The organism is Burkholderia sp. Bp8986 (assembly GCF_003854225.1).
GTDB lineage: Bacteria > Pseudomonadota > Gammaproteobacteria > Burkholderiales > Burkholderiaceae > Burkholderia.
Genome location: NZ_QTQM01000040.1, coordinates 54,548 through 76,110 on the forward strand (window position 1 = coordinate 54,548; position 21,563 = coordinate 76,110).

The 21,563-nt window shown below is 68.9% G+C and carries 14 protein-coding genes and 2 pseudogenes; 7 read left to right on the plus strand and 9 right to left on the minus strand.

Annotated elements, in window-relative coordinates; translation table 11 throughout:
• The first annotated feature begins 8 nt into the window (after positions 1-8).
• A complete protein-coding gene (locus DID99_RS28170) occupies positions 9-4,196 on the plus strand; it encodes a bifunctional nitrate reductase/sulfite reductase flavoprotein subunit alpha (RefSeq protein ID WP_124667960.1) in 4,188 nt (1,395 codons plus the stop codon).
• Between the two features lie 175 nt (positions 4,197-4,371).
• Here DID99_RS28170 and DID99_RS28175 read toward each other — a convergent pair whose 3' ends face one another.
• Both DID99_RS28175 and DID99_RS28180 read right to left on the minus strand, forming a co-directional pair.
• Positions 4,372-5,148, minus strand: coding sequence for an SDR family oxidoreductase (locus DID99_RS28175; protein WP_124484644.1), 777 nt, complete (start codon positions 5,146-5,148; stop codon positions 4,372-4,374).
• A gap of 4 nt (positions 5,149-5,152) precedes the next feature.
• Positions 5,153-5,593: a heme-binding protein gene (locus tag DID99_RS28180; RefSeq protein ID WP_124484645.1), complete on the minus strand. Its 441-nt coding sequence runs from the start codon at positions 5,591-5,593 to the stop codon at positions 5,153-5,155.
• 97 nt (positions 5,594-5,690) lie between these two features.
• Here DID99_RS28180 and DID99_RS28185 point away from each other — a divergent pair, with 97 nt between their 5' ends.
• The 3 genes from DID99_RS28185 to DID99_RS28195 all read left to right on the plus strand — a co-directional run bounded on the left by DID99_RS28185 (position 5,691) and on the right by DID99_RS28195 (position 10,873).
• Positions 5,691-6,629, plus strand: coding sequence for a LysR family transcriptional regulator (locus DID99_RS28185; RefSeq protein WP_124667969.1), 939 nt, complete (start codon positions 5,691-5,693; stop codon positions 6,627-6,629).
• A 375-nt stretch (positions 6,630-7,004) separates the two neighbouring features.
• On the plus strand, positions 7,005-9,599 hold the full coding sequence (gene mprF / locus DID99_RS28190) for a bifunctional lysylphosphatidylglycerol flippase/synthetase MprF (protein ID WP_124667961.1): 2,595 nt from the start codon (positions 7,005-7,007) through the stop codon (positions 9,597-9,599).
• Positions 9,596-10,873, plus strand: a complete 1,278-nt coding sequence (locus DID99_RS28195) for a virulence factor family protein (RefSeq protein WP_124667962.1) — start codon at positions 9,596-9,598, stop codon at positions 10,871-10,873. Before mprF ends, DID99_RS28195 begins: the two co-directional genes overlap by 4 nt.
• A 73-nt stretch (positions 10,874-10,946) precedes the next feature.
• On the opposite strand, the gene DID99_RS28200 is transcribed toward DID99_RS28195, so the two are convergent.
• The 4 genes from DID99_RS28200 to DID99_RS28215 all read right to left on the minus strand — a co-directional run bounded on the left by DID99_RS28200 (position 10,947) and on the right by DID99_RS28215 (position 15,370).
• Entirely contained in the window at positions 10,947-11,405 is a 459-nt protein-coding gene (locus DID99_RS28200) for a DUF934 domain-containing protein (protein WP_124667963.1), read from the minus strand.
• Complete coding sequence (locus DID99_RS28205; protein ID WP_124667964.1) at positions 11,402-13,186, minus strand: nitrite/sulfite reductase; 1,785 nt, start codon at positions 13,184-13,186, stop codon at positions 11,402-11,404. Before DID99_RS28205 ends, DID99_RS28200 begins: the two co-directional genes overlap by 4 nt.
• A 247-nt stretch (positions 13,187-13,433) precedes the next feature.
• Positions 13,434-13,835 (minus strand): hypothetical protein, encoded by a 402-nt coding sequence (locus DID99_RS28210; protein WP_124667965.1) that lies wholly within the window; start codon positions 13,833-13,835, stop codon positions 13,434-13,436.
• A gap of 101 nt (positions 13,836-13,936) precedes the next feature.
• Positions 13,937-15,370 (minus strand): PLP-dependent aminotransferase family protein, encoded by a 1,434-nt coding sequence (locus DID99_RS28215; RefSeq protein WP_124667966.1) that lies wholly within the window; start codon positions 15,368-15,370, stop codon positions 13,937-13,939.
• Between the two features lie 553 nt (positions 15,371-15,923).
• Between DID99_RS28215 and DID99_RS28220 the strand changes: the two genes are divergently transcribed.
• Positions 15,924-17,045, plus strand: coding sequence for an extracellular solute-binding protein (locus DID99_RS28220; RefSeq protein WP_124667967.1), 1,122 nt, complete (start codon positions 15,924-15,926; stop codon positions 17,043-17,045).
• Positions 17,042-18,817, plus strand: coding sequence for a sensor domain-containing diguanylate cyclase (locus DID99_RS28225; RefSeq protein ID WP_124484653.1), 1,776 nt, complete (start codon positions 17,042-17,044; stop codon positions 18,815-18,817). Before DID99_RS28220 ends, DID99_RS28225 begins: the two co-directional genes overlap by 4 nt.
• 100 nt (positions 18,818-18,917) lie before the next feature.
• On the opposite strand, the gene DID99_RS28230 is transcribed toward DID99_RS28225, so the two are convergent.
• Positions 18,918-19,217, minus strand: coding sequence for a DUF4148 domain-containing protein (locus DID99_RS28230; RefSeq protein ID WP_124667968.1), 300 nt, complete (start codon positions 19,215-19,217; stop codon positions 18,918-18,920).
• Positions 19,218-19,490: 273 nt separating this feature from the next.
• The gene (locus DID99_RS28235; protein ID WP_006760082.1) at positions 19,491-19,751 is read right to left on the minus strand and encodes a hypothetical protein; all 261 of its coding nucleotides are present in this window, start codon (positions 19,749-19,751) and stop codon (positions 19,491-19,493) included.
• Between the two features lie 265 nt (positions 19,752-20,016).
• Here DID99_RS28235 and DID99_RS28240 point away from each other — a divergent pair.
• Positions 20,017-20,613 (plus strand): annotated as a pseudogene (locus DID99_RS28240) (LysR family transcriptional regulator); the annotation flags it as partial.
• Positions 20,614-20,641: 28 nt separating this feature from the next.
• On the opposite strand, the pseudogene DID99_RS28245 reads toward DID99_RS28240, so the two are convergent.
• A pseudogene (locus DID99_RS28245) lies at positions 20,642-21,487 on the minus strand (IS3 family transposase); the annotation flags it as partial.
• Between the last annotated feature and the right edge of the window lie 76 nt (positions 21,488-21,563).

Sequence of the window (21,563 nt, forward strand, 5' to 3'; positions counted from 1 at the left end):
GAGCACGCATGAGCGCCACCCCCGTCAAGAGCGTGTGCCCGTACTGCGGCGTCGGCTGCGGGATGGTGCTGCACGTCGAGGATGACGAAGTCGTCAAGGTATCGGGCGACTCCGACCATCCGGCCAACTTCGGACGGCTGTGCACGAAGGGTTCGTCGGCGCATGTCGCGCTGCGCCGCTCGGGGCGGCTCGACCGCGCGTTCGTGCGGCGCGCGCGCGAGGACGACCTCGTGCCGCTGCCGGTCCGCGACGCGATCGCCGAGACCGCGCGGCGGCTGCGCGCGGTGCTCGACGCGCACGGGCCCGACGCACTGTCGTTCTACGTGTCGGGGCAGATGTCGATCGAGGCGCAATACCTCGTGAACAAGCTCGCGAAGGGCTTCGTCGGCACCAACAACATCGAGTCGAACTCGCGCCTGTGCATGGCGAGCGCGGGCACCGGCTACAAGCAGTCGCTCGGCGCGGACGGCCCGCCGGGGTCGTACCAGGACTTCGATCGAGCGAACCTGTTCTTCGTGATCGGCGCGAACATGGCCGACTGCCACCCGATCCTGTTCCTGCGGATGATGGATCGCGTGAAGGCCGGCGCGAAGCTGATCGTCGTCGATCCGCGCCGCACCGGCACCGCCGACAAGGCCGACCTGTTCCTGCAGATCCGGCCGGGCACCGATCTCGCGCTGACGAACGGATTGCTGCACCTGCTGCACGCGAACGGCCGCACCGATGCCGCGTTCATCGATGCGTACACCGAAGGCTGGGACGCGATGCCCGCGTTCCTCGCCGACTACACGCCCGAGCGCGTCGCCGAGATCACTGGCCTCGCCGAAGCCGACATCCGCACGGCCGCGCAATGGATCGGCGACGCGCAGGAATGGATGAGCTGCTGGACGATGGGGCTCAACCAGAGCACGCACGGCGTGTGGAACACCAACGCGATCTGCAACCTGCATCTCGCGACGGGCACGATCTGCCGGCCTGGCAGCGGGCCGTTCTCGCTGACCGGCCAGCCGAACGCGATGGGCGGGCGCGAGATGGGCTACATGGGGCCCGGGCTGCCGGGCCAGCGCTCGGTGCTGTCCGACGACGACCGGCGCTTCGTCGAGCACCTGTGGCGCGTGCCGGCCGGCACGCTGCGCAAGGACGCGGGCCGCGGCACCGTCGACCTGTTCGAACGGATGGCGGCCGGCGACATCAAGGCGTGCTGGATCGTCTGCACGAATCCGGTCGCGACTGTGCCGAACCGGCAGAACGTGATCGCCGGGCTGCAGGCCGCGGAGCTCGTGATCGCGCAGGACGCATTCCTCGACACCGAGACCAACCGCTACGCGGACATCCTGCTGCCCGGCGCGCTGTGGGCCGAGGGCGACGGCGTGATGATCAACTCCGAACGCAACATGACGCTGATGCGCGCCGCGGTTGCGCCGCCCGGCGACGCGCTGCCGGACTGGCGCATCGTCGCGGAAGTCGCGCGCGCGATGGGTTTCGGCGATGCGTTCGACTATGCGTCGGCGGCCGACGTGTTCGACGAGATCGTGCGCTTTTCGAATCCGGCGACCGGCTACGACCTGCGCGGCGCGAGCCATGCGGCGCTGCGCGAGGGCCCGGTGCAATGGCCGGTCGCGCCGGGCACCGCGCGCGAGCGGCACCCGATCCGCTACCTGAACGACGGCGTGAGCCAGACGCTGCGCGCGGCAGCCGACGGCGGCGATGCGCCGCGCCTCGCGTTCCCGACGCCGTCGGGCAAGGCGCGCTTTTTCGCGCGGCCGCACGTCGATCCGGCCGAGCTGCCGGACGATACGTTCCCGATCGTGCTGAACACCGGCCGGCTGCAGCATCAATGGCACACGATGACGAAGACGGGCAAGGTCGCGATGCTGAACAAGCTCAATCCGCGCCCGTTCGTCGAACTGCATCCGGACGACGCGAGCGCGCTCGGCATCGCCACGCAGGACAGCGTCGAGATTCGCTCGGCGCGCGGCCGCGCCGTGCTGCCGGCCGTCGTGACCGAGCGCGTGCAGCGCGGCAACTGCTTCGCGCCGATGCACTGGAACGACGTGTACGGCGACGACCTGTGCATCAACGCGGTGACGAACGACGCGATCGATCCGGAATCGCAGCAACCCGAACTGAAGTATTGCGCGGTCGCGCTCGCGCGCGTCGACACGGACGCGTTCGCGTCCGCCGCCGACGACACGGCGCGACCCGATGCCGCCGCCGGCGACGCGCGGCCCGTGCCGGCGGCGGTGCAGATCACGGCTTCACAGGAATCCGACATGGCAGACCTCGACACTTTCGCGGCCGCGCTCGGCGTGGCCGATCTCGCGCCGCCGCCGCTCACCGACGCGGAGCGCCTGTACGTGGCCGGCCTCGTCAGCGGGCTGAAGGCGAGCGCCGGCCGGCGCGACGGCGGCGTGCCGGTGCTGCCGGCCGGCGCGCCGCTCACGCCGCCGGTGCGGCTCTGGCTCGACGGGATGCTGGCGGGGCTGTTCAGCCGCGCGATGCCGGCCCACACCGCGCAAGGCGCTGTGCCCGCACTGCCGACCGAGGCCGCCGCGCCCGGCGGCGTGCGGATCGTGCGCACGCGCCCGAAGGTCGTGCTGCTGTGGGCGTCGCAGACCGGCAACATCGAATCGCTGACCGAGGACTACGCGACGCAGCTGATGAACGCCGGCTTCGAGATCCGCACCGCGTGCATGTCCGACTATCCGGTCGCGTCGCTGGCCGGCGCGCAATACGTGCTGCTGATGACGAGCACGTTCGGCGACGGCGACGCGCCCGACAACGGCAGCGAGTTCTGGGACGCGCTGCAGGCCGGCAGCGCCGCGCGCCTCGACGGCGTGCACTTCGCGGTGCTCGCGTTCGGCGATCGCAATTACGACCAGTTCTGCGGGCACGGCCGCCGGCTCGATGCAAGGCTCGCGGAACTCGGCGCGGCGCGCCTGTGCGCGCGCGTCGATTGCGACGTCGAGTTCCAGCGCGATGCCGACCAGTGGCTCGAGCGCGTGGTCGCCCGGATCAAGGAGGCGGATGCGGCGCTGCATGCGGTGCCGACCGCCGGGATGAGCGCGTCGGGGCTGCTGCCGACCAAGGCGCATCCGGCGCCGTCGAAGCTCGTCGCGAACCTGCGGCTCAACCGGCCGGGCGCCGCGAAGGACACGCGCTACGTGTCGCTGTCGACCGAAGGCGCGAACCTCGAATACGAAACCGGCGACGCGCTCGGCGTGTGGCCGACCAACTGCCCGGAGCTGGTCGACGAGCTGCTGTCGGTCACCGCGCTGAAGGCCGATGCGCCCGTGTCGGTCGCGGGCGTCGGCGACGTGCGGCTCGGCGATGCGCTGGCGCGCCACTTCGACATCACGCGCCCGCATCCCGACACGCTCGCGTTCATCGCATCGCGCAGCGCGAACGGCGCGCTGAAGGCGCTGCTCGGCGACGATCGCAAGGCCGACCTGAAGCAATGGTTGTGGGGGCAACAGCTCGCGGACGTGCTGCACGAATTCCCGGTCGAGCTGTCGGGCGCGGAGCTGGTCGGGATGCTGAAGCGGCTGCAGCCGCGCCTGTATTCGATCGCGTCGAGCCCGAGCGCGCACCCGGGCGAGATTCACCTGACGGTGTCGGCCGTGCGTTATCACAATGGCCGCCGCGCGCGCAAAGGCGTCGCGTCGACGTTCCTCGCCGATCGCGCGGACGACGGCCGCGTGCCGGTGTTCGTGCAGAAGTCCGCGCATTTCCGGCCGCCGGTGAACGGTGACGTGCCGGTCGTGATGGTCGGGCCCGGCACCGGCGTCGCGCCGTTCCGCGGCTTCCTGCACGAGCGGCAGGCGCGCGGCGCGCGCGGCCGCAACTGGCTGTTCTTCGGCGAGCAGCATGCGCAGACCGACTTCTACTACGGCGACGAACTGAGCGCGATGCGCGACAGCGGTTTCCTCACGCGGCTCGATCTCGCGTTCTCGCGCGACCAGGCCGACAAGATCTACGTGCAGGACCGGATGCGCGAGCAGGGCGCCGAGCTGTACAAGTGGCTGGAGGAAGGCGCGCACTTCTACGTGTGCGGCGACGCCGCGCGGATGGCCAAGGACGTCGATACCGCGCTGAAGGCGGTCGTCGCCGAGCACGGCGGGATGTCGGACGAAGCCGCGAACGACTACGTCGCGAAGCTCTCGAAGGCGCGGCGCTACATGCGGGACGTGTACTGAGCGCGCGCGGCGCGGCTCGACGCGGCCCGCCCGGTTGCGGGCCCGGCTTCCGCGACGCGTTGATCCGCGACGGTTCGCGCCGTCGGGAAGGTCATCGACGGCGAACGTCGTACGCGACAGGCCGGGCGGCGCGCAGGGCGTTCCTGCGTGACCCGCCTGCCGCCGCCGGCCTGCGTCACTGCTGCCGGTCCCACGCGCGCGCCTGCTCGGCGCGCACGAACGCTTCCGACGACTGCGGCAACAGGTTGCGGAATGCGCCGCCGTCGTTTTCGATCACGTCGACCATCTTCGCGATCATTTCCTCCGGATCGTGCTGCTCGAGCGGGAAGGTCAGCCGCTCGGGCGTCACCGTGTGGACGGCCGGATCGCGCCAGCGCCGCGGCGTTTCCATCATGCGGTCATTGAAGCCGGTGCTGTACGGGCCCGGGTTCACGACCGCGACGCGGATGCCGTGCGGCGCCAGTTCCGCGTGCATCGCCTCGGCGACCGATTCGACCGCGTGCTTCGACGCGCAATAGGCGCCCGTGAACGGCCCCGTGATCAACCCCGCGATCGACGACACGAACACGATCTTGCCGTGCCCGCGCGCGAGCATGCCGCGGGCGATCTGCTGCGTGAGTTCGAGCGGCCCGAACAGGTTGACGTCGAACAGCTCGCGCACGATCTCGACCGGCAGGTCGACCAGCGCGCCGGCCTCGCCGACGCCCGCGTTGTTCACGAGCACGTCGACTTCGAATTCGGCCGCGCGGGCGCGGTCGTAGGCCGACGTCACGTCGAGCTTCACCGCGCGCAGTGCGGTGCCGCGCTGCGCGGCGGCGTCCGTCAGCGCGTCGATCTCGGCGGTCGTGCGGACGCCGGCCGTGACCGCGTGACCGTGTTGTGCGAGCCGCAGCGCGACTTCGCGGCCGAAGCCGCTGCCCGCGCCGGTGATGAGGATGCGTTTCTGAGCCATGTGCTTACCTCGAGGTGGGAAAGGTTGCGTGAAAGCGATCGCGGCAATGCCGCGCGATCGCGTCGTCCTGCTCGACGCTGCCGCCAGATATGCCGATCGCGCCGACGCAGCGCCCGTCGCCGTCGACGAGCGGCTCGCCGCCGCCGAACGTGACGAGCCCGCCGTGGCTGTGCTCGATCCCGCGCAGCGGGCCGTCGCCGGACATCGCGCCGAGCGAGGCGGTCGATGCGCGGAAGCGGATCGCCGTCAGCGCCTTGCGTTGCGCGAGGTCGATCGCACCGAGAAAGCAATCGTCGGTGCGGATGAATGCGAGCAGGTTCGCGCCGGCGTCGACGATCGCGATCGACACACCGGCGACCTGCAGCGACGCGGCCTGCGCGAGCGCGGCTTCGATCGTCTGCCGGACAGCTGCGAGCGGCAGGGCGGGGCTGTGATGCGGATTCATTCGATGCTCCGGTGGAAGACGACGGGGCCAGTGTAGGTAGTTCTTGTATATGGGAGAATCGGCATTCCACTCGAAGGAGTTTCAAGTTTTTTTAATGATGAGCAGACGCGATCCGATGGCCGGGCTGCACGTGTTCATGACGGTCGCGACGGCCGGCAACTTCACGCGTGCTGCCGCCGCGCTCGGCCTGACGCCGGCTGCCGTCAGCCTTGCGATCGGCCAGCTCGAAGGCGAACTGAACGTGAAACTGTTCAACCGCAGCACGCGCGGCGTGAGCCTGACCGAAGCCGGCCAGCATTACCGGCAGCAGACGGAGCCTGCGTACCGGCAGGTCGTGCAGGCGCGCGACGCGCTGAAGGAGGTGCGCAGCGAGCCGGGCGGGCTGTTGCGCGTCACGGCGCTGCCGCTGGCCCGCTTGCTCGTGATCGCGCCGGTTCTGGCCGCGTTCCGCGCGCGCTATCCGAAGGTCCGGCTCGAAATCCGCTACGAGAACGAGCTGGTCGATATCGCGAAGGAGGGTTTCGACGCGGGGATTCGTCTTGCCGACCGGCTGCAGCCCGGCATGATCGGCGTGCGGATCGCGCCCGCGCTGACCTGCGCGCTGGTCGCCTCGCCCGGCTATCTGGCGCGGCACGGCACGCCCGCGTCGATCGCCGAGCTGGCGCGCCATGCGTGCATCCGGTTCCGGTTCTCCGAGAGCGGGCGCCTGCACAAGTGGCTGCTGCGCGACGGGCGCCGCGACGTCGATCTCGACCCGGAAGGCGTGCTCGTGACGAACGACGCGGATGCGGTGATCGATGCCGCGCGCGAGGGCGTCGGCATCGCGTTCGCGTTCATGCGCGAGCGCATCGACGCGGACCTGCGCGACGGCACGCTCGTCGAGGTGCTGCCGGGCGCGTGCCGGACGCTGCCGCCGATGTGGCTCTATTACGTGAATCGCAAGCACGTGCCGGCGAAGCTGCGCGCATTCATCGACATACTGCGGGAGCGGGCCGGCGCCGACTGGCACGATGACGGCGCGACAACGGGACCGTAAGGCGGGCACGGCAATCCGTCCCCATTCCCCGAATCCCGCGCCGGTCGCGGGTTTGCTCTCGCGGGCTCGGTCGGGCCGGGAGAATTTCTCCCAAAAGCGTCGCAAGTCGGTCATTCGACGAAAAATTCCCCGCGGTTCCCGGTATGATGCGCACCTTGCGCATGAATTTGACGCGTCGTTGATGCGACCGCCGCGCCCGAACGGCTCAGTACGGGATCGAAAGATTCTGTAATATAAAATCCGTATACTCGTAATTTCTGATTCAGGCGCCGCCTGGCTTCGTCCCAGGCCGACCGCCCACGCAGAACAACCAGATTCGTCGCCGCGAGGCCACCCCTGCGCCGCGACAAGCTACGCACCACCACTGAACACTCTATGTCTTCCCGCCACCCTGGCCAGCCCGGCCGTGCCGCGGCAGCGATCGCCCGTGTCGCGACACTGATCCGCAATGAGCGCGTGCTGTCGCCGCTGCTCGCGCTCGGCATCGGCCTGCTGCTGATCGTGGTGTTCCAGCACCTGTCCGAATCCGTCGACTACCGGTCGGTGATCCGCCAACTGCGCCACCTGTCCGCGGGCGAGTGGGGCGCGTCGCTGGCCGCGACGGCCCTCAGCTATCTCGCGCTCGTCGCCCGCGATGCGGTCGGCCTGCGCTACGTCGCCGCGAAAGTGCCGCGCGCCGCGCTGTGGATCGGCGCGATCGCCGGCTCCGCGCTCGGCAATGCGACCGGCTTCGGCGCGCTGACGGGCGGCGCCGTGCGCGCGCGCGTGTACGGCGTGTCGGGCGTCACCCCCGCGCAGATCGGCCGGATGACCGTCTTCACCAGCGGCACGCTCGCACTCGCACTGGTGCTGATGACGGCGGTCGGCATGGTCTGCGTGCCGCAGACGCTCGCCGCGATGCTGCATGTCGCGCCCGGCGTGCTGACGTGGAGCGGCGCCGCGCTGCTCGTGGTGCTGGCCGTCATGACGATGCTGTGCGGCAACGTCGCGCGCCCGGTCGTCACGCGCTTCAAATGGCTCGCGTTCGACGTGCCGGCGCGGCGCGACCTCGTCGCCCAGGTCGTCTATGCGGTGCTCGACGTCGTGGCCGCGGGCCTGACGCTGTGGGTGCTGTTGCCGTCCGCTCCAGTCGGCTTGCCGACTTTCATCACCGTGTACGCGGCCGCGCTGCTGCTCGGGATGATCGGCCATACGCCGGGCGGGATCGGCGTGTTCGAGGCCGCGATGGTCTTCACGCTGGGCCGCGAAGTGCCGGCGCACGCGATGGTCGCCGCGCTGATCGCCTATCGCGCGATCTACTTCGGCGTGCCGCTCGTGCTGTCGGCCGGCCTGCTGGCCGGGTTCGAGGGCCGCGCGCTGCGCCGCCGGCTCGTGACGCGGCAGGCCGCGCGCGTGTCGCAGCTGGCGCCGCTGTTCCTGAGCCTCGTGACCTTCGCGGTCGGCGGGATGCTGGTGATCTCGAGCGCGACGCCCGCGTTCTGGCACCGGATCGCGATCCTGCGCAACATCGTGCCGCTGTGGGTGCTCGAAGGCTCGCAGGTGATCTGCAGCGTGCTGGGCGTCGCGTTGCTGTTCGTCGCGCGCGGGCTGCTGCGCCGGCTCGACGGCGCATGGTGGATGACTTTCGCGCTGACGCTCGCGAGCCTCGCGCTGTCGCTGGCCAAGGGCCTCGCGTTCGTCGAGGCCGGCGTGCTCGGCACGCTGCTGGTGCTGCTGCTCGTCAGCCGCCGCCGCTTCAACCGGCATTCGTCGCTGCTCGCCGAGCGCTTTACGGTGAGCTGGTTCGTGTCGGTGACGATGGTGCTCGTGCTCGCCGTGTGGGTGCTGTGCTTCGCGTTCCGCGACGTGCCTTACACGCGCGATCTGTGGTCGCATTTCGCGTTCGACGAGCGCGCGCCGCGGGCGCTGCGCGCGACGCTGGCGGCCGGCGTGTTCGTCGCGATGTTCGCGCTGTGGCAACTGCTGCGGCCGGCGCCCGGGCGTTTCGTGAAGCCCGCCGAGCAGGACCTGATCGACGCGGAGCAGATCATCCGCGCGCAGGAGTGCAGCGATGCGGGCCTCGCGCTGATGGGCGACAAGTCGTTCCTGTTCTCCGAATCGCGCCGCGCGTTCCTGATGTATGCGAAGAACGGCCGCACGTGGGCCGCGCTGCACGATCCGGTCGGCCCGCGCGAGGAATGGCCGGCGCTGATCGGCAAGTTCATCGCGCTGGCGCACGCGCACAGCGGCCGCGCGGCGTTCTACCAGGTGCGCGCGAACGCGCTGCCGCTGTATCTCGACGCGGGGCTCACGCTGATGAAGCTCGGCGAGGAAGCGCACATCGCGCTCGACCGCTTCGACCTGAAGGGTTCGAACCGGTCGCACCTGCGCTATGCGCTGCGCCGCGGCGACAAGGACGCGCTGACGGTCGAGGTGATCGCGCCGCGCGACGTGCCGGCCGCGCTGCCGTCGCTGCGCGACATCTCCGACGGCTGGCTCGACAGCCGCGACGCGCGCGAGAAGAGCTTCTCGGTGGCCGCGTTCCACGACGGCTATCTCGCGACGCAGTCGGTGATGCTCGTGCGCCAGGCCGACAAGCCGATCGCGTTCGTCACGTTCATGACGACCGACCTCAACACCGAGGCGACGGTCGGCGTGATGCGTCATCTGCCGGACGCGTCGCCGTATGCGATGGAGTATCTGTTTACGCAGCTCGCGCTGCATCTGAAGGAAGCGGGGTTCCGCAAGCTGAGCCTGGGCATCGCGCCGTTCTCGGGGATGGGGGCGGCGAAGATGCCGTCGCCGTGGCACCGGTTCGGGCTGATGGTCTGGCGCTTCGGCGGCCGCTTCTACAACTTCCGCGGCTTGCGTGCATTCAAGAGCAAGTTCGAGCCGCACTGGGAGCCGCGCTATCTCGCGGCCTCGGGCTCGGTCGGCGTGTTCGTCACGCTCGCGGATCTGTCCCTGCTGGCTGGAGGTCGGCGTTCATGATGTTGAAGAAGGGTATCGCGCGGGCGGCAGTCGCCTGCGCGGGAATGATGCTGGCCGGCGCGGCGTTCGCGGCGCAGGCCGCGGCGCAACCGGAAACCGTGTCGGGCGGCCGCTACGGCCCCGTGACCGTGACGAAGCCGGGCGGCCCGCTGCGCGGCTTCGTCGTGCTGTTTTCGCGCGGGCGGGGCTGGGGCGCCGCCGACCAGCAGGCGGCCGACGCCCTCGCGAAAGCGGGCGCGATGACGGTCGGGGTGGATTCGGAGCGCTATGCGGCGAACCTCGCCGCGAAGCAGGAAACCTGTCACCACCTCGACGGCGATGCCGAAGCGGTCAGCCACCAGCTCGAACGCCTCGCGCAATCGGCGCGTTACTACACGCCGATCGTCGCGGGCGTGGGCCAGGGCGGCGCGATCGCGAAGCAGATCCTGTCGATGGCGCCGGAAAACACGATCGCCGGTGTCGCGTCGGTCGCGCCGGCGGCGAAGCTCGATGCGCGCTTCAAGCCGTGCCCGCCCGATCCGACGATCGTGCGCCGCGCGATGCCGGGCTTCGTCGAAACGGCCGCGGCCGGCGACACTGCGACGCTCGTGTCGCTCGTCACGTCGCACCTGCACGACACCAGCAGCACCGATGAGCTCGACGTGTCGGACCTGCCGCTCGTCGAGCTGCCGGCCAAGGGCGGCAGCGACCGCCTCGCGATCGTGATCTCGGGCGACGGCGGCTGGCGCGATCTCGACAAGACGATCGCCGAGGCGCTGCAGCGCGACGGCGTGGCGGTGGTCGGCATCGACAGCCTGCGCTACTTCTGGAGCGAGAAGCCGCCCGCACAGGTGAGCCGCGACCTGGCGCGCGTGATGCGCACCTACATGGCGCGCTGGCATGCGAACCGCGTGGCGCTGGTCGGCTACTCGTTCGGCGCGGACGTGATGCCGTTCGCGTACAACCGGCTGCCGGCCGACCTGCGTGACAAGGTGGCGGTGATGTCGCTGCTCGGCTTCGCGCCGGCGGCGGATTTCCAGATCCGCGTGACGGGCTGGCTCGGGATGCCGGCGAGCGACAAGGCGATGAAGGTCGCGCCGGAAATCGCGAAGGTGCCGCCGCAGCTCGTGCAATGCTTCTACGGCGCGGAAGAGAAGGACACGATGTGTCCGGCGCTCGCGAACACCGGTGCCGACGTGATCAAGACGGGCGGCGACCACCACTTCGGCCACGACTACATCGCGCTCGAGAAGAAGATCCTTGGCGCGTTCGGCAAGCCGGTGGCGGCGCGCTGAACGCCGGCGCCCGCTGAGTGGCGGGCGCGGCGCTTGCGGTTCATCGGACGGGCGGCCTGCGGGCCGCCCGTTTTCATTTCCCGGCTTGCGTCTCGACTTGCGGCGCCGCGTCCTGCCGCGGCGCCGCCGTTCTCGCATCGCGCTGATAGAAGCCGGGAAACCGGTCGAGCTGCCGGCGCGCGGCGGCAAGATCGGCATCGGCGCCGAGCACCGCGCTCGAAAACCCGGTGCGCTCCATCAACAGCAACTGATCGACCAGCACGTCGCCGGTCGCCCGCAGGTCGCCGGCGAAGCCGAAGCGCTTGCGCAGCAGATACGCCTGGCTGTATGCGCGGCCGTCGGTGAAGGACGGGAAGTGCAGGTCGATGCGCGCGGCCTGCGCGATGCGAGCGGCGAGCGGCCGCAACTCCTCGTCGTTGCCGATCGTCAGGATCGTGCGGGTCGCGGTGTCCGGCGCATTCGTATCGTCGGCGTGTTCGGCCGGCGTGAGCAGCCGGATGCGTGCGTTCGAGCTTTGGTCGGTCGGGATCATGCGTGCTCCGCCTGGTGACGGGCGTCGTTGGCCGCGGCCTTGAAGGGCTCGGCGCCGATGCGGCGCACCGTGTCGATGAATCGTTCGCTGCGGCCGTCGGCGTCGAGCCGCGCGTCGAGATAGACATTCACGAGCGCGTCGACGACATCGACGATCTCGTCCGCCGAGAACGACGGGCCGATCACCTTGCCCGGCCGAGCGGGGCCGCTCGCGCTCGAGCCGTCCGAGCCGCCGAGCGTCACCTGGTACCACTCGGCGCCGTCCTTGTCGACGCCGAGGATGCCGATGTGCCCGCTGTGATGATGGCCGCAGGAGTTGATGCAGCCGCTGATGTGCAGGTCGATGTCGCCGACGTCGTGCAGCATGTCGAGATCCTGGAACCGCTCGGCGATCGCATCGGCGATCGGGATCGAGCGCGCGTTCGCGAGCGCGCAGAAATCGCCGCCCGGGCACGCGATCATGTCGGTCAGGAGTCCGACGTTTGCGCTGGCAAGGCCGATCGCGCGCGCTTGCTCCCACAGCAGGAACAGGTCGTCGACGTGCACCCACGGCAGCACCACGTTCTGAGTATGCGTGACGCGTGCCTCGCCGGCCGAGAAGCGCTCGGCGAGTTCGGCGAGTGCGTCGAGCTGTTCGGGCGACGCGTCGCCGGGCGCCTGCAGGCGGCGCTTGAACGACAGCGTGACGATGCGCAGCGCCGGGTCGCGATGCGCTGCGACATTGCGCGCGAGCCAGCGCGCGAAGGCCGGATGGCGGCTGGCGTGCGCGGCCATGCGCGCTTCGGCATCCTGCAGATCGAGTGTGCGGGGCGCGAGGCGCGGCGGCACGAACGATGCCGCGATGCGGTCGAACTCGGCCTGCGGGATCGTGTGCGGGCCGCCGTCATGCTCGACGATCTGGCGGAATTCTTCCTCGACGTCGTCGATATAGCGCTGTCCCTCGCTCTTCACGAGGATCTTGATGCGCGCCTTGTACTTGTTGTCGCGCCGCCCGTAGCGGTTGTACACGCGGACGATCGCTTCGATGTAGTTCATCACCTGCTGCCACGGCAGGAACGCGCGCAGCAGCGTCGCGATCAGCGGCGTGCGGCCCATGCCACCGCCGGCGCTCACGCGAAAGCCGAGTTCGCCCGCGTCGTTGCGCACGAGCTTCAGCCCGACGTCGTGCCAGTCGGTCGCCGCACGGTCCTCGGCCGCGCCGGTGATCGCGATCTTGAACTTGCGCGGCAGGAACGCGAATTCCGGATGCAGTGTCGTCCACTGGCGCATCACCTCGGCGAACGGGCGCGGATCGGCGATCTCGTCCGGCGCGACGCCCGCACGCTCGTCGCACGAAATGTTGCGGATGCAATTGCCGCTCGTCTGGATCCCGTGCATGTCGACGGTCGCGAGCAGGTCCATCACGTCGGCCGCCTTCGCGAGCGGAATCCAGTTGAACTGCACGTTGGTGCGGGTCGTGAAGTGCGCGTTGCGGGTCGGCAGGCGCAGCGTGCCGAGCTGCGCCTGCGCGTCGCACGCGGCGCGGTAGGTGGCGTCGTCGGGCACGTCGTAGTCGCGTGCGATACGGGCGAGCACGCGCAGCTGCGCGCTCGACAGTTCGCCGTACGGCACGGCCACGCGCAGCATCGGCGCATGGCGCTGCACGTACCAGCCGTTCTGCAGGCGCAACGGCCGGAACGCGTCCTCGCTCAGCGTGCCGTGCTGCCAGCGTTCGAGCTGGTCGCGGAACTGGGCGGCGCGACTGTGCACGAGCGCCCGGTCGAAATCGGTATATCGGTACATGACGTGATACGCGAGAGGAGCGGCGGCGCAGAGGCGCGCGCCGCTCGGGAGGGGACGTTGCGACGGGTGTCGGGCAACAGGGACAGCGTAGGGAACGCGGGGCGGCGGGACAAGCAGCAGATCGGAGCGGAAACGGCGCAGCAGATCGTAGCGGAAAGGGCGCAGATCGGAATGGAAACGGCGCAGCAGATCGGCGGAGCGCGCCGTTGTGTGCCGGGGCATGCATTGCGCATGCCCCGCGTCGGGTTCAGGTTTGCGCCGGCGCGTCGACGATCAACGCCGGATCGAGCGCGCGGATGCGCTGGTCGATGAAGTAGCCGCCGCCTTCCTGATAGCGCAGATAGAGCCGGCCGCACGATACGCAGCGGCTGACGTTGCAGCGGTTGTACGGAAAGTGGCGCGGTGCGATCGGCGCGTCGTCCGACGCATAGCGCGTGCCGGCCGGATGATATTCGTCGTAGGTCGGCTCGGTCTCGCCGGGCGGCGCAAGCGTGGCCACTTCCGTCAGTTGCGTGTCCTGCAGCGACAGCGGCAGGGTCGTCCAGCCGGCGAGCGAGGTTCTCGTGCACGTGCACGGCTGCGTAACGTGTGCCGCTTCGGCCGCCAGTTTCAGCAACGCGTCGTGATCGAGGTAGGGCAGTTGGCTCATGGGCAATCGTGAAGGAGCGGCGGGACCAGCAATGTAACCCGCGCGCGGCTTCGCTGCATGGACGTGATGCGGGCGGCGCGCAGCGTGCGCACGAGGCGCGATCAGCCCGACTTGCGTACCGCCGGCCCGGTGACCAGCTCGCCGAGCACGCGGATCGCGCGCTCGATGTCGCGGCTCCACGGATGGCCGAAGTTCACGCGCACGCAGCGCTCGAAGCCGTGCGCGGCCGAAAACAGCGGCCCCGGTGCGAAGCTGATGCCGCGCGCGATCGCCTGGCGGTGCAGTTCCATCGCGTCGATCGCGTCGGGAAACGACAGCCACAGGAAATACCCGCCGTCCGGCCGCACCCACTCGACGCCGGGCGGCAGCCAGCGCCGCAGCGCGTCGTCCATGCGCGCGAGCTGCGCCTGCAGGGTGCCGCGCAGCTTGCGCAGGTGACGATCGTAGCCGCCGTGCTCCAGATAGTTCGCGATGCCGGCCTGCGCGGGAATGCTCGCCGACAGCGTGGTCATCAGCTTGAGCCGCTGCACCTTCTCCGCGAACCGGCCGGCGGCGGCCCAGCCGATCCGGTAGCCGGGCGCGAGCGTCTTCGAGAACGAACTGCAATGCATCACGAGGCCGTGCCGGTCGAATGCGCGCGCGGGCAGCGGGTAGTCGGGGCCGAAATGCAGCTCGCCGTATACGTCGTCCTCGATCAGCGGCACCTCGCGTGCGGCCAGCAGCTCGACGAGCGCGCGCTTCTTGTCGAGCGACAGCGTGACACCGGTCGGATTCTGGAAATTGGTCATGAACCAGCACGCGCGGATGTCGTGCCGGTCGAGCGCGTTCGCGAGCGCATCGAGATCGAGGCCCGTGCGTGGATCGACGGGAATCTCGACCGCGCGCAGGTCGAGCCGCTCGATCGCCTGCAGCGCCGCATAGAAGCCGGGAGACTCGACCGCGACGACGTCGCCGGGCCGCGTGACGGCCATCAGGCACAGGTTCAGCGCTTCGAGCGCGCCGTTGGTGACGACGATCTCGTCGACGGGCTGCGCGACACCGGTTGCCAGATAGCGCCGCGCGATCTGCTGGCGCAGCGCCTCGCTGCCGGGCGGCAGGTCGACGACCGTGCTCCACGGGCTGACGAGCCGCGTCGCCTGCGCGAGCGATTTCGCGAGGCGCGGCAGCGGAAACAGCTGCGGCGCGGGAAATGCGGAGCCGAGCGGCACGATGCCGGGCTGCGTCGCGGCGTCGAGCACCGAGAACACGAGGTCGCTGATGTCGACCTTGCGCGTGGCGCCGGCACGGCTCGCGCGGCGTTTCGCGGGCGGGTTCGCCGCCGGGCCCGCGCCGGGCGCTACGTAATAGCCGGAACGCTCGCGTGCGCGGATCAGCCCCCACTGTTCGAGCAGGTAGTACGCGCGAAACACCGTCGATTGGCTCACGCCATGCTGCGCGATGATCTGCCGCAGCGACGGCAGGCGCGTGCCGACCGCGAGGTTGCCGTTGCGGATTTCGTCGGCGATCGTCTGGGCGAGGGTTTCGTAGCGTTTCATCGGCGCGGGCGGAGCATGCTTGGTGCCGCTCGCGCGGGGCCGATGCGGCGCCGCGCCGGCGGGCGCGCGTCATTGTCCGACGAGCGGCCCGAAAAGGAAAGCGCGACGGCCGGGCCGGTCGCGCTGTCGTGGCGATGCCGATGCGTGCGCATCCGTCGCGCGTGATCGCGGCGTTCATGCCTGCGTGGCGCGGATGCGCATGCGATGGCTCGACGCGCATGCAGGCGGAGGTGGCGACACGACGCGATGGATGACGCGCGTCGCCGAATGCATCGAATGCACCGAACGCTCCGAACGCATACGCAGTACATGCCGCGTGGCGCCGTGGCTGCAAGCGGAGTTGGCACACGTCGCGTCTTGCCTTTCACCTGATGATTCTCCGTTCGCGTGGCCGGGTTCGAGCGCGTGCAGCGACGTGCGATCGCACGCGTACACGGATGACGCGCTCCGAATAGGCGGATGCAGTGCGCGTGCGGCTTGTTCCAATTGCGCGGCGATATTTTTTGTGGTCTTGTTGCACGATCAAGCATCGACTCGAAAAAAGGACAGTCGAATGCATACGGGGAATTCGGACGAGGACCGATTGATCAGGGGAATCGGCGCGCGCCGTGCGCGCCGCGCCGCGTGCCGGTGGCTTGTCGTCCTGACGCTGGGCTGGCAGGGCCTGCCTGCTTGCGCCGCTTCCCCCGAGACCGTCAGCGACAACGTACTGCGTGTCCTTGCGTGGCCCGGCTACGCGGACAACGATGTCGTCAATGCATTCGAGACGCACTTTCATGTGCACGTCGAAGTAACCTTCGTCGATTCCGACGAAGCGTTGTGGACGCGGATGCACAGCGCGTCGCCGCCGCCGTACGACGTGCTTGCGGCCAACACGGCCGAGATCCAGCGCTATGCGAGCGACGGCCTGCTCACGCCGATCGACCTGTCGCAGATCCCCAACCGCCGGCGGCAACTGCCGAATTTCCAGCAGCTCGCGACGATCGGCGGACTCGTGCGCAACGGCTCGACCTATGCGATTCCGTTCACGTATTCGTCGATGGGACTGATCTACGATCGCAAGCAGGTGCCGGTCGCGCCGCGCTCGATGCTGGAACTCTGGAATCCGCGTTACCGCGGCAAGGTGCTCGACTTCAACAGCGCGCCGCATAATTTTTCGTTCACCGCGCTCGCGCTCGGCTATCCCGACCCGTTTCACCTGTCGCCCGCGCAAACGCTTGCCGTTGCGCACAAGCTGGTCGAACTGCGGCGCAACCTGCTCACGTATTACACGCTTCCGGACGAGGCGACCACGCTGTTCGTCCAGCATCGCGCGGCGCTGATGTTCGGCAACTATGGCACGCAGCAGGTCGAACAGCTGCGTCGCGCCGGTGCGGATGTCGGCTACGTGATTCCGGACGAAGGCGCGCTCGCGTGGCTCGACTGCTGGGGCGTCACGCGCGGCGCGGAGCATCGCGAACTGGCGTTCGCGTGGATCAACTACATGCTCGAACCGGCGATCGGCGTGCTGCTGACCGAACGCCAGGGGCTCGCGAATACGCTCCAACCGCCACCCGGTCTCGAGGCCGGCCACCAGCACCTCGTCTGGATCCAGCCGGTCGAGGACATCGCGCGGCGTGAGTCGCTATGGAGCCGCATCGTGTCGGGCGACCGGCCGGAGCGGTTCGAAAAATGATCAGGCTCGGGCTCACCTGGAAGCTGTCGATGCTGTTCGCGTGCATCGGCGTGATCGCGTCCGGCACGACCGGCTACTACACCTACCGCGCGAACCGGACGATGCTCGTGCAGGAAGCGCAGCACAGCCTGCTGATGTCGACGCACTTGCTCGGACAGCGCTTCACGACCGCGCTGTCCGACGTGGCCGACGATGTGCTCGTGCTCGCGCAATTGCCGGCGTCGGCGTCCGTCGCGAGCGGGGAAGGCGCCGATCGCGCGCCGCGCACGCGGCTCGAACAGGTGTATTACAGCTTCATGAAGAACCACCCCGAGTACCTGCAGATCCGGCTGATCGCGCGCGGGGATTTCGGGCTCGAGCGGATCCGCGTCGATCGCGACGCGCACGGCATCGTCGTGTTGCCGGAGAGTGCATTCCAGGAAAAAGGGCAGTTTCCTTACGTATTCGATACGCTTGCGACGGCGCCCGGTCATATCTACCTGTCGCCGATCGCGATCAATCACGAGACCGGCTCGCATGCGGCCGAAGGGCTGCCGATCCTGCGCGTGGGCACGCCGGTGGTCGACGAAGGCGGCCGGGTCGTCGGCGCGCTGGTCGTCGACGTCGAGCTGACGCGCATGTTCGACCGGCTTGAACGCGATCTGCCGCCAGACTACGTGGTGTATCTCGCGAACAAATGGGGCGATTTCCTCGTGCACCCCGATCCGTCGCAGATCTTCGGCTTCGATCGCGGGCACCGCGTGCTGATGCAGGACAGCTTCCCCGACACGCGGCTGCTGTTCGTCGGGGCGCGCACGAACGTGGCGCTCAACGGTCTCACGCAGCCCGACGCCGCACCGGGCCAGATGTTCGCGTTCGTGCGCACGCCGTTCGGCAACAACGAGGGCAACCGCTTCGTGGTGCTCGGCATGGCGCGTCCGCTCACGGACGTGCTGGCGCCGGCCGGGATGCTCGGCGAGCGGATCATCCGGATGGTGCTCTTGATGAGCGTGGCGGCGGTGATTCTCGCGATCCTGTTTGCGAGCGCGATCACGCGGCCGTTGCAGATGCTCGCGCGCGCGGCGACCCACGTGTTCGACGATCCGGCCGCCGAACGGTTGCCGGTCGCGCGGGCCGACGAGATCGGCGTGCTGGCGCGCTGTTTCGACAGCATGCGCGTCGAGATTCGTACGCAGGTCGCGATGCTGCGCGCGAAGCAGCTGGAGCTCGCGCATCTCGCCGGTCACGACCCGCTGACCGGCTTGCCGAACCGCCTGTTGTTCATGGAGCATCTCGATGCCGCGATCCGGCATGCGGCCGCGGTGCGCGAGGGGCTGGCGGTGATGTTCGTCGATCTCGATCGCTTCAAGCAGATCAACGACCAGCACGGGCACGCGGCCGGCGATCGCACGCTCGTCGCGGTCGCGAAACGGCTGAGCCTCGCGCTGCGCAGCGGCGACATGGCCGCGCGGCTCGGCGGCGACGAATTCATCGTGCTGATTTCGGACGTGCGATCGCCCGCGGTGATCGGCGATATCGCGTCGCGTATCCAGATCGTGATGGCCGAGGAACTGGAATTCGGCGACCGGCACCTGGCCGTGGGCGCGAGCATCGGCGTGAGCGAATATCCGGCGGATGGCGCGTCGGCCGAGGAACTGCTGGTCAAGGCCGACGCGGCGATGTACGCGGCGAAGGCGTCCGCGCAGTGCGCGTGCGTGCGTTACCAGGAACTGCTCGGCGGCGGTATCGCCACCGACGACGGCGGCCGCGTGGCGGCGGAGGGCAGCCGCTGACGGCGGGCCGGCCCGGCGCGCGGCAAAAACGCGGCGAGCCCGTCACGGGACGGGCTCGCTGGATCCGGGCGGACCGCGCGCGATGCGCGCGGCGGCGGACTTAGTGGCCGAAGTAGACCGAGTCGCGCGCGTTGCGCACCTTGACCGCCGGTGCGCCGCCCTGGACGACCGGGGCCGGCTGCGCGCCGTAGCCGCTGTTGTCGGCAGCGTGTGTGCGCGCTTGCGCGGCCTGGATGTCGGCCGGGTAGTACGGGCTCGACTGGCTCGGCTTGTAGCCGGCATTTTCGAGCTGGACGAGTTCGTTGCGCACCTGGGCGCGGGTCACGGTGCTTTGGGCGAAGGCGCCGAACGAAGCGGACAGGGCGACAGCGGCGACGACCGCGGAAACGAGCGATTTCATGATGACCTCCGATGTTCTATTGGGTTCGCCGGCGACACCATGTCGTAAGCGATTGATTACATCGTAGGCGTCGCTGGATTCAGGGTAAACGTGGATTCCGGCGAAAGATCATTGTCGGTGAGGCAACAATTCCAACATAAGTTCGATCCGTCCCCGTTCTGCGTTGCGGGAATTGCAAACTGACGGCGGACAGGCGGCGAGACATCGCGCACGGGCGAACGCCCGGTGGCGGGGCACCGGCAGGTGGGGCGGCTGGCGGGGGGCGTTGGCGGATCAGACGCCGTCGGCGTCGTCGATTTCCTTGCGCTCGCGGCGTTCCTCGTTGCCGCGGCGCGCCCGCAGGCGCTGGCGCGACAGGACCGCGATCACCTGCTGGGTGGGCGCGCCGGACGGCAGCTCGTTGCGGATGCGATCCGGCACCATCGGCAGGCCCGCGCGCTGCCGGCGCAGTGCCTTCGCGATTGCCCGGCGGCATTCGTCCCCGTGGCAATCCCATTCATCGCGGATTCTCTGGCAATAACGGCATTGTTCCATCGGGACAGTCTAACGCGTCTTGGCGATCGGAGCTGAAGGCGCAACGGACGGGGCTTGGACGGGCGCGGGCGCCGGAGCAATCCTGCGCGTGTCCGGCGACGGCGTTCGACATGATTCGAGGCTGAATCTTGCCCGAGCGCGGCGCGGGGCATCGGGCGAGGTCACGCGATGGCGCGCAATCGAAGCGCATGACACCGGTTCAATCAAATTCATGATGCGTCGCTCTATCATGTGAAAAATACATGCATCGCAACAAGGAGGCGAGATGACGCTTGCGCAGTTGCAGGCCCTGGCTGCCGTGGTCGAACTCGGCTCGCTGACGGCCGCGGCCGACCGGCTCAGCCGCAGTCAATCCGCGATCAGCCACGCGTTGACCGAACTGGAGGACATCACCGAGGTCAAGCTGCTGTTGCGCGACCGCCAGCCGGTCGTCCTGACCGCTGCCGGCGAACGCCTGTGGCCGTACGTACAGAACGTCGTCCGGGAAGCGCAGACGCTGCGCCAGCAGTTCGGCCTGGCGCGCGGCAAGCTCGAGGGTCGGCTGGTGGTGGCGTCGCTGCCGAGCGTCTCGCTCGCGTTCGTCGTACCCGCGCTCGAAGCGTTGAAGGCGGCGCATGAGGGCGTGACGGCCGTGCTGCTCGAAGGCACGGACGCGGAAGTCGAAGGGTGGCTCGACGACGGCACCGCCGACATCGGCGTGGTCGCCGGCACGAAGACTTTCGCGAACAACCTGCCGTTGCTCGACGAGGATTTCGTCGCGGTGGCGGCGAACGGCATGTTCGACGGGCGCGAGAGCGTGTCGGCGAAACGGTTGGCCACGATGCCGTTCATTTTTTCGAAGGCGGGGTGCGGGCCGGTGATCGTGACCTGCGGCGGAATTTTGTAGCCAGTCAGGCAGTGAGTCTCGCGTCGATATTATCGGAATCCAGCCAGGCTCGACGGACCGTGGCGGGAGGTTGATAGCGATGTGCGCTATGGGGCCGGCGCTCGTTGTAGAACTGTCGCCAGCGTTCGATGAGCACCTTGGCCTCGGCGCGGCTGCGGAACCATTCCCGGTTCAGCAATTCGTCACGCAGCTTGCCGTTGAAGCTCTCGACGAACCCGTTTTGCCACGGACTGCCCGGTGCGATGAAGGCAGGATCGATGGCAGCATCTCGCAGCCAGCGCATGACCTTGGCAGCGGTAAATTCGGCGCCGTTGTCAGACCGAATGAACGCGGGCTTGCCGTACAGCCGCATCAGTCGCGACAGCGTCAGGATGACGTCCTGCGACCGCAGGCTGGCGCCGACCTCGATCGCCAGACACTCGCGGGTGTATTCATCGATCACGCAAAGCATCTTCAACGCCCGCCCGTCTACCAGTTGATCGTGCACGAAGTCGTAGCTCCATACCGAGTTGGGTTGTGTCGCACCGGGCAGGCGAATGTCGTTGCCACAACGACGGCGGCGAGGACGCCGCCGTGGAATGTTGAGCTGCAAGGCTCGCCACATTCGCCGCACGCGCGATTCGCCCAGCGCCAGCCAAGCCGACATCCGCCGGTAGCCGAAGCGCGGCACTTCCTGCGCGGCCGCCATCAGCCGCTCGCCCAGGCTCCGATCCTTCTCCGGTTGCTTGAGCGTATAGGTGGCCACCCGGCGACTCAGCCCCAGATAACAACATGCCTTGCGTTGCGAGAGACCCCGCCGAGTCAGGACTTCCAGCGCTTCGCGCCGGCCCGTTGGGGTGCTCATTTTTTGGTTCATCGAGGATTACCGGGGAACGCGGCGCGGATCTTGAGGAAGAAGTATTCGTCGTCGCGGTACCCGTAAGCCC